The 7,666-nt window shown below is 31.6% G+C and carries 8 protein-coding genes and 1 tRNA gene; 5 read left to right on the forward strand and 4 right to left on the reverse strand.

Annotated features, from left to right (window positions below):
• Positions 1-132 precede the first annotated feature (132 nt).
• The 3 genes from ACKI3Q_RS09350 to ACKI3Q_RS09360 are packed head-to-tail and all read left to right on the forward strand — an operon-like array spanning position 133 to position 1,818.
• A complete protein-coding gene (locus tag ACKI3Q_RS09350; protein ID WP_058738852.1) occupies positions 133-690 on the forward strand; it encodes a 50S ribosomal protein L15e in 558 nt (185 codons plus the stop codon).
• Positions 691-722: 32 nt separating this feature from the next.
• Positions 723-1,142 (forward strand): RNA-binding protein, encoded by a 420-nt coding sequence (locus ACKI3Q_RS09355; protein WP_407416325.1) that lies wholly within the window; start codon positions 723-725, stop codon positions 1,140-1,142.
• Between the two features lies 1 nt (position 1,143).
• Positions 1,144-1,818 carry a DNA alkylation repair protein gene (locus tag ACKI3Q_RS09360; protein ID WP_407416326.1) on the forward strand — a complete coding sequence of 225 codons (675 nt, stop codon included), beginning with the start codon at positions 1,144-1,146 and terminating at the stop codon, positions 1,816-1,818.
• A gap of 147 nt (positions 1,819-1,965) precedes the next feature.
• Here the strand turns inward: ACKI3Q_RS09360 and ACKI3Q_RS09365 are convergent, their stop codons facing one another.
• From ACKI3Q_RS09365 to ACKI3Q_RS09380, 4 genes are all read right to left on the reverse strand, one after another.
• Positions 1,966-2,535, reverse strand: coding sequence for a sugar O-acetyltransferase (locus tag ACKI3Q_RS09365; protein ID WP_407416327.1), 570 nt, complete (start codon positions 2,533-2,535; stop codon positions 1,966-1,968).
• Positions 2,536-2,855: 320 nt separating this feature from the next.
• Complete coding sequence (locus ACKI3Q_RS09370; protein ID WP_407416328.1) at positions 2,856-3,566, reverse strand: hypothetical protein; 711 nt, start codon at positions 3,564-3,566, stop codon at positions 2,856-2,858.
• Positions 3,567-3,725: 159 nt separating this feature from the next.
• Positions 3,726-5,129 (reverse strand): DHA2 family efflux MFS transporter permease subunit, encoded by a 1,404-nt coding sequence (locus ACKI3Q_RS09375; protein WP_407416329.1) that lies wholly within the window; start codon positions 5,127-5,129, stop codon positions 3,726-3,728.
• A gap of 393 nt (positions 5,130-5,522) precedes the next feature.
• Entirely contained in the window at positions 5,523-5,702 is a 180-nt protein-coding gene (locus tag ACKI3Q_RS09380; RefSeq protein ID WP_407416330.1) for a histone-like protein, read from the reverse strand.
• A 261-nt stretch (positions 5,703-5,963) separates the two neighbouring features.
• On the opposite strand from ACKI3Q_RS09380, the gene ACKI3Q_RS09385 reads away from it, so the two are divergent.
• A tRNA-Gln gene (locus ACKI3Q_RS09385) sits at positions 5,964-6,035 on the forward strand.
• Positions 6,036-6,371: 336 nt separating this feature from the next.
• Positions 6,372-7,610 (forward strand): DUF3100 domain-containing protein, encoded by a 1,239-nt coding sequence (locus ACKI3Q_RS09390; protein ID WP_407416331.1) that lies wholly within the window; start codon positions 6,372-6,374, stop codon positions 7,608-7,610.
• Positions 7,611-7,666: the final 56 nt, after the last annotated feature.

Here is a 7,666-nt window from a genome sequence, read left to right on the forward strand (position 1 = left end):
CTAAAAAACATTAACTTTATATGTACTTAAAACAAATATTTTATTACTGTTAAAATTTTAGCAGTTTGCTTTTTTTGGGATAAGTTCCCATTGGATGTGGCTTTTATAGCTGAACAAAAAAAGGTGAAATTTATGTATAAATATATTAGAGATGCTTGGAAAAACCCAGATGAGTCCTACGTACGTGAACTCATGTGGCAAAGAGCTCCAAAATGGAGACGTCAAAAAGTAGTACAAAGAATCGACAGACCTACTAGATTAGACAGAGCTAGAAGTTTAGGTTACAGAGCTAAAAAAGGTTTCGTTTTAGTAAGAACCAGAGTAAGACGTGGTGGAAGAAGAAAATCACGTTTCAAAGGCGGTCGTAAACCTAAAAGAATGGGTGTAAACAAAATCACTCAAGCAAAATCTATTCAAAGAATTGCTGAAGAAAGAGTAGGTAAAAAATACCCTAACTTAGAAGTATTAAACTCTTACTGGGTATGGTCTGACGGTAAATATAAATACTACGAAGTTATTTTAGTAGATCCACAAAGTCCTTCTATCATCAACGATAAAAAAATCAATTGGATTTGCTCCAAAAAACACACTAACAGAGCTTTAAGAGGCTTAACTAGTGCTGGTAACAAAGGACGTGGAATAAAATCTAAAGGAAAAGGTAGTGAACAAGCAAGAAGAAGAGATTTATAATCTCTCTTTTTTACTACTCTTTTTTGATTTTCATGATACATAATATAAAATTTAGAGTCTTTGTTTATGAAAACGAAGATGTTGAAGAACTGTCACAAGCTATTTTAAATATTCTGCCTGAAGCCGAAATAGAAGCAGAAGAGGCTGAAGGTTTGACTGAAGATAAAATAATTATATTATCAGGTGTTGTTTCTAAGAAAAGATACACCAAAGCTTTTTTTAACTTGCTTTTGGAATCCGTGGATTTGGATAAATTAAATGCTGATTTAGAGCGAAAAATCGATGAAAAAGGAAACTGGTTTTTAAGATTTGATAAAGCTGATGCCATGGATGAAAAATTGACTATTGTTGATTCCGGTGATTCAATTCATCTTAAAATAAAAATTGCTGCTTATCCTGCAAAAAAAGAAATTGCGGTTGAAAAGGTTAGGGAAGCTATTTTGGATGGATGATATGAATTTTCAAGAGGTCATTGCTTATTTTGAAGAAATATCTGATGAAAACGTTGTCAATTCCAATAAAAGATTTGCAATTGGATGTGAGTATTCATATGGTATTAGACTTCCTGTTATTAGAAAATTAGCTAAAGAAATTGGAAAAGACCATGATTTAGCTATTGAACTATGGAATCATCCCTATCATGAATCTCATTTGCTTGCTACAATGATAGAAGAAAAAGAGAAAGTCACTTCTAAACAATTGAACGAATGGGTTAATTCATTCTATTCATGGGATATTGTAGATCAGGCCTGTCTTAACTTACTGGTTGATTTGCAGGAAGCTCGAGATAACATTTTCATATGGTGTGAATCTGAAAAGGAATTCGTTAAAAGAACTGCTTTCAGTTTGATTGCGGTTATTGCAGTTCGTGATAAGAATGCTGAATCAGCATATTTTGATAAGTATTTTCCATTAATTAAAAAAGCTGCTTTTGATAATAGAAACTTTGTTAAAAAATCAGTTAATTGGGCTTTAAGACAAATTGGCAAACGTGACATTGAATGTAATAGAAAAGCATTGGATGTTGCTTATGAAATCTCAGAAATTGATGATAAGACCTGCAGGTGGATTTCATCCAATGCAATTAAGGAACTTGAAAGTGAAAAAGTTCAAAAGAAATTGTCTTAATTAATTGTCTACTTACATTTAATGAGTTAGAAAGATGTATTTTTCATTCAGTTTTGTTTAAATTAAATGTTCATTTCATGATTTTGCTGTTTTGAATAATGCCTGCTTAAATAATTCATGCTATAGTTCATTATATTGGCGGAATGTTCAATCAATTTTTTTAATGAATTTGGCCGGAACACCGCCGACCACTGTTTTTTCACTGACATCCTTTGTCACAACTGCTCCTGCTGCAATGATTGCTCCATCGCCAATTGTAACTCCGGGCAGTATTGTAGCATTGGAACCGATCCAGACTTTATTTCCAATATTGATTGGTGCGGGACATAAATTGCCTCTTTTTTCAGGATCTTCTTCATGGTTTAATGTTGCCAGAACAACATTATGTCCAATCAACACATCATCGCCGATGTAAATTCCGCCCTGATCCTGGAATTTACAGTCAGAGTTAATGAAAACGTTTTTTCCAAGATGTATGTTTTTTCCGAAATCAGTGTAAAATGGTGGAAAAATTCTGAATTCATCATCAACATCTTTTCCAATTAATTTAGAGAATAATTCTCTTATTTCTTCAAATTCGTGGTATTGATAATTGATATCGCAGGTTATTTTTTGGGCTTCCTGTGAATAATAATTGCAGGCTTCTGCCCCTTCTTCATCCATTATTAATGTTTTTCCATTGTTGAAAATTTCTAATAGTTTTTCTAGTTCTAACATATTATTTAATCTTTAATTTAATGAATATAATAATTTTCATGGGCATTTCATGTTAATACATTTTATTAATAGCTTATACACAATATTTATTACATCTTCATTTAAAAAATCAGTCTAGTCTGGAGCCTTTTCTTTGACTGGTATTGTATTATAAATCAATAAGTGACTTAAAAAAAGCCAGAAAATATTATGATAAATATGTGGAATTGAAAAATGATTGCGTTATGGGTTTTGATGAATTTTAACAGTTTCTATGGTGTTGGTAAAGAATTGAACTATCTCAAATCCTACAAATGAGATAGTTCGGATATTATGGATTATTATGTAGGTATCCTTTTACTCATTTGACTTACTATTCCGTTTCTGGCATCATTCAAATTAATTCCCGTTTCTCCTTGAACTATGGATTCAATATCACTTAAACTCATATTGCTTGTATAATTTCTTGCATTTGACAGTAGGTCTCCACTTATATTTCCTGCTCTGGAAAGGGTAGTGTTTAAATCGGTATTGTTTGGATAAACATTTTTGTACTGTACTGATTTTGCCATATGGACTGCAATGTTCTTGTCGTTGCAGCAGATTAGGATATTGTCGTGAGTAGTTTCATTAGATAATGGAATGCAATAAAATTTGCCCTTATAATTTACTTTAATGAAATCGAATACATGGATTTCTAATAATTCGTCGGCATTTATCATATAACAGGTAAATCCGTCAATAGTTTGTTTTTCTCCATTTTTTGTTAGTAAATCATTAATGGTATTAAAACCTACTTCAGGCACTACTTTGAAAATGTTTCTGTTGGCATTACTATTGTATGTAACTAATATTCCCTTCTCCCAGTTCCATATTTTAGCGCCTTGAAAATCTCCGCCATATTTGGTCTGATTGGCGGGAACTTCTATGCTTGTTCCATTTGGTGTTATATAAATTCTTTCATAATTTACTGTAGTTAGCAGTACTATAATAATGCCTGATATAATGATTAAAAGTATTATGCAAATTATAATTATTTTTTTATTATCCATATATTAGGCTCCCTTTTAGTTGTTTATAAGTTTTTTTTACCGCAGCATTATCTGATTTATATTATTTTCTTTTAAAATGTGAGTAAAACAACTGTTAATATTAATATTATAATTAAAGATTGTATTTCATAATATATAATGCTAATCAGATACTTTCATTCACAATTCATTAAAATTTGAATTATCAATTTTTTCCTTATCATCAATAAATAGGATTGTCAAGATAAGCATTACAACATGCAAAATAAGCAGAATAAATGAAGTCTGATTGAATGCCACAACTGAAGCATGATTGTGGTCTATTGTGCCTCCTGCCAAAATGGCCACTATGACAACTACCACTGATGAGCCGATAGCGGCAAAAATCTGTCTTAATGTATTGTTGACTGCAGTTCCGTCCTCTACCTTATCGGATACCATGGTCATAGTCCATGTTGTGGCAGGCATCAGAGCCAAACCTACACCGATAAAACGGATTGACTGAGTTATGGTCATAAATTCAAAGGAGGAATCCTGAGTATAGAACATCATGCTTCCAAATCCTATTATGGAAAAGATACAACTCATAATGAGTACCTTTCTTATTCCTATTCTATTTGTAAGTAATGGGCCTATGATATTAAAGATAATTATCAATAATCCGCCGGGCAGGAGTACTGAAGCGGAAAAGATTGCAGAATTGTAAGCTATTCCCTGAATGAATATTGGAATAAGTGCAGTACATCCATTTAAACATGAAAAAAGAATACAGATAAATGTTGTGCCCACTAAGAAATGCCTGTTTTTAAGTATGGATAAGTTAATTAAAGGCTTTTCTAATTTTGATTGGCGTTTTACAAATAATGTTAAAGTTATAATTCCTATGATTATCGGCAAGATTACCATATGATGTGTAAATCCGTAATCTGCAACATTTGTAAAACCAAGCATTATGCCTGCACATCCAATTATTGACAATACAACAGACAGATAGTCAAGAGGGTAATCTTCAGTAGGGGTATTGTCTTTTACAAATATCATGCCTAAAACTAATAGAATTATCGTGGCTATTGTGAAAAATGAGAAGAGTTCTCTCCAGCCATATAATGTTATGACAAATCCTCCTAAAAAAGAACCGATGACTGGGGCTATTGCAATTACCAAACCGTATAGTCCCATATATGTCTGCCATTTTTCTTCAGGTATAATTCTCAGGAGCAAAATCTGAACATATGGCATTATAATACCGTTTCCAATTGCCTGAAGAATTCTACCAATAATCAGAACAATCAGGGAAGTTGAAAAATAACAGATTATTGATCCTAAAAGGAATATGAACAATGAAAAGAAAAATATTGCTTTTGCACTGAATCTGCGTGATATAAAAGCACTCAGAGGAATCATGACTCCTACTACAAGTAGAAATACTGAATAGGACCACTGCGCTTGTGTTGATGAGACAGAAAAGTCACTCATCAAATATACGACACCTGTTGTAATAATGGATTGGGCTATGCATACTAGGCTTGAGGCTAAAGTAAACAAAACTAACAGCTGCATATTATGGCTTAATTTGATATTCATTTTTTCACTAATCCTTATTATAATTAGTTTTATATTATGAATATTATTTATATTTTAAGGGGATTTTTTTTGAAAGATGCTTGAAAAGAAAGAAATGTGGATATACTAAACAAAAAATAGTTAGGATAAAAAATAGCTATTAATCTTAAAAAAATAAATAATTTGCAAGAAAATACTTACAAATAATTAAAACTAGGGGATTAAATCAATATAATGTTTATATTGTATTATTCATAGTCTTTGATTGTTCATTTTCATTTATCCAGTTTCATCAATGACTTGATGATTTCTTCAATGCCTTTTCCTTCTTATGCAGCATCAAATACGTCTTTAATTATGTTTAAAATATTTTGTTTATTTTCGGGGGATTCTAGAATTTTACCAATAGCTAAATCAATATCTTCTGCTTTTACAGTTTTTCTTTTGCATATTTTGCATATATAACTGCTTTTTTAGAGACTTCTTCTGCGTATCTTCTAAGTATTCAACTAATGCATCTACTGCATCAGCATTTACTCTTTCAGCACCTGCTTCTTGAATAATTCTTTTTACAGGAGCCTTTGAAATAGCCATGTTTTCACCCTTTTTTTCAATTTTGGTTCTAGATTTGACCATTGGGATATATTCAGTTTAAAAATAATCGTTTGGTTTTTTTTGGATTTGTATTGTTTTTTTTGAAAGGTATTTTTAATTTTCTTATCTTTCAGGTTAATGTTGGTGTAGTAAAATAAATTTAATTAATTATTATTCTGGAGGAGTTGTACTACTTTTTCTCTATATACTAATTTTTTAAAAATTTAATTTATATATGATGATTTCTAAAAATAATTACATAGTCCCGTGGGGTAGTGGCAATCCTTTTGGGCCCTGGACCCAAAGATAGCGGTTCGACTCCGCTCGGGACTACTTTATTTTAGATAACAAAAATATACAAATTCATTAATTTTTATGTTTAATTTAGTTCATTAAATCATAGGGTCATAAAAACTGGCATATTTTAATCTGAGTATAAAAAACTATTTAAATAAATAATAACAAATAAAAACGTGCTATTTTTAAAAAACAAAAAATATATGGCAATTAATAAATCAGGAGGATTTTTTTATTTCTAAAACCAATCCCTATTCTGAAAGATTTAAACTGGATAAAGATAGGAAAAAACCCGACGGAGGAATTGATAAGAGCCCTCGATGGAAAGAGTATAAGTTACATTTTATTGCATTAATTATACTTATTATTTCAATATACATTGGAGTTAGGGAGATTAAAATAACAGACAACGTCAGTTTCCTATTACTGCCTATAACATATTCAATTGTTATCGGAATGGCTGTCTATTTGTCAAAACATTTTAAATGGGTCCGTGATGAAGAATCTAAAATTGCTGAAGGAATCATGGCCATACTTCTTGGTGACATAATATCCAAACTTGCTATTTCAAGTGGACAGTCCATCTATATGATTTTTAATGTAGGTCCTGCCTTGATTTTACAGTTATTTGGGGACATCTGTACTATTATAGCATTGCCTGTTGCTTTACTTTTAGGTTTTAGAAGAGAAGCTGTTGGAATGACAAGTTCAATTTGTCGTGACCCCAATGTAGCAATTATTATTGACAGATATGGAATTTCATCTCCAGAGTCACGTGGAGTTTTATTTATTTATATCGTAGGAACCATCATTGGTGCTTTATATATGAGTTTCTTTGCAAGCCTATGTGTCTCACTCCTGCCGTTACATCCATATGCATATGCAATGGCATCTGGTGTAGGAAGTGCAAGCATGAACGCCGCAGGTTTAGTTCCATTAGTGAATTTATACCCCTCCATGGCTACTCAGTTAGAAGCTTTTGCAGGATGCAGTAATGTTCTTTCATCCGCTTTTGGTATCTACATGTTCATATTTATTTCATTGCCCCTTACAGAAAAATTATATTCATGGTTAGCTCCGATTTTATGCAAAGGTCATGCCGTTGAGTTTGATGGCATCATTCAGGATGAAGACGATGGAAATAATCCATTTGGATTGAAAATGAATAACCTTCCTAAAATTGTTACCGTGTTTTTAATATTTTCAGTAATTGTTGCTATCGGAAATGCTTTTGGCAATCATGCTACATTTGTTGATTCATTAATTGGAATGCTTGTTATTGTAGGCATTGCATTTATAGGCTTGTGTGTTGGAGAAATCATTCCATTTCATATACCATCAATCATCTTAATATGTATAATTGGTATGATTTTTGCAATTCCAGGAGTTCCAACCGCTGATTTTGTGGCTCATTATGCTTCTCAAGTTGATTTAACTACAATCTGTGCAGCATTTTTAGCTTATGTTGGTATAGCAATGGGTAGAGACTGGGGAGAGTTTAAAAAGATTGGTTGGAGAGGAATTCTTATTACTTTAGTTGTGATTACTGGAACTTACCTTGGTTCTGCAATAATTGCAAACGTAATTTTAGTCTTATCAGGATCAATCTAATTGATTCATTTCTATTTTTAATATTATAGATAAAATTAAATGAATTTTAAAAATAA

The organism is Methanobrevibacter sp., from assembly GCF_045636185.1.
Taxonomy (GTDB): Archaea; Methanobacteriota; Methanobacteria; order Methanobacteriales; family Methanobacteriaceae; genus Methanocatella.

Coding starts and splice junctions, on each gene's coding strand:
- ACKI3Q_RS09370 (WP_407416328.1), bottom strand. CDS start 3,566: ATGGATAATAAAAAAATAATTATAATTTGCATAATACTTTTAATCATT.
- ACKI3Q_RS09365 (WP_407416327.1), bottom strand. CDS start 2,535: ATGTTAGAACTAGAAAAACTATTAGAAATTTTCAACAATGGAAAAACA.
- ACKI3Q_RS09360 (WP_407416326.1), top strand. CDS start 1,144: ATGAATTTTCAAGAGGTCATTGCTTATTTTGAAGAAATATCTGATGAA.
- ACKI3Q_RS09375 (WP_407416329.1), bottom strand. CDS start 5,129: ATGAATATCAAATTAAGCCATAATATGCAGCTGTTAGTTTTGTTTACT.
- ACKI3Q_RS09350 (WP_058738852.1), top strand. CDS start 133: ATGTATAAATATATTAGAGATGCTTGGAAAAACCCAGATGAGTCCTAC.
- ACKI3Q_RS09355 (WP_407416325.1), top strand. CDS start 723: ATGATACATAATATAAAATTTAGAGTCTTTGTTTATGAAAACGAAGAT.
- ACKI3Q_RS09380 (WP_407416330.1), bottom strand. CDS start 5,702: ATGGCTATTTCAAAGGCTCCTGTAAAAAGAATTATTCAAGAAGCAGGT.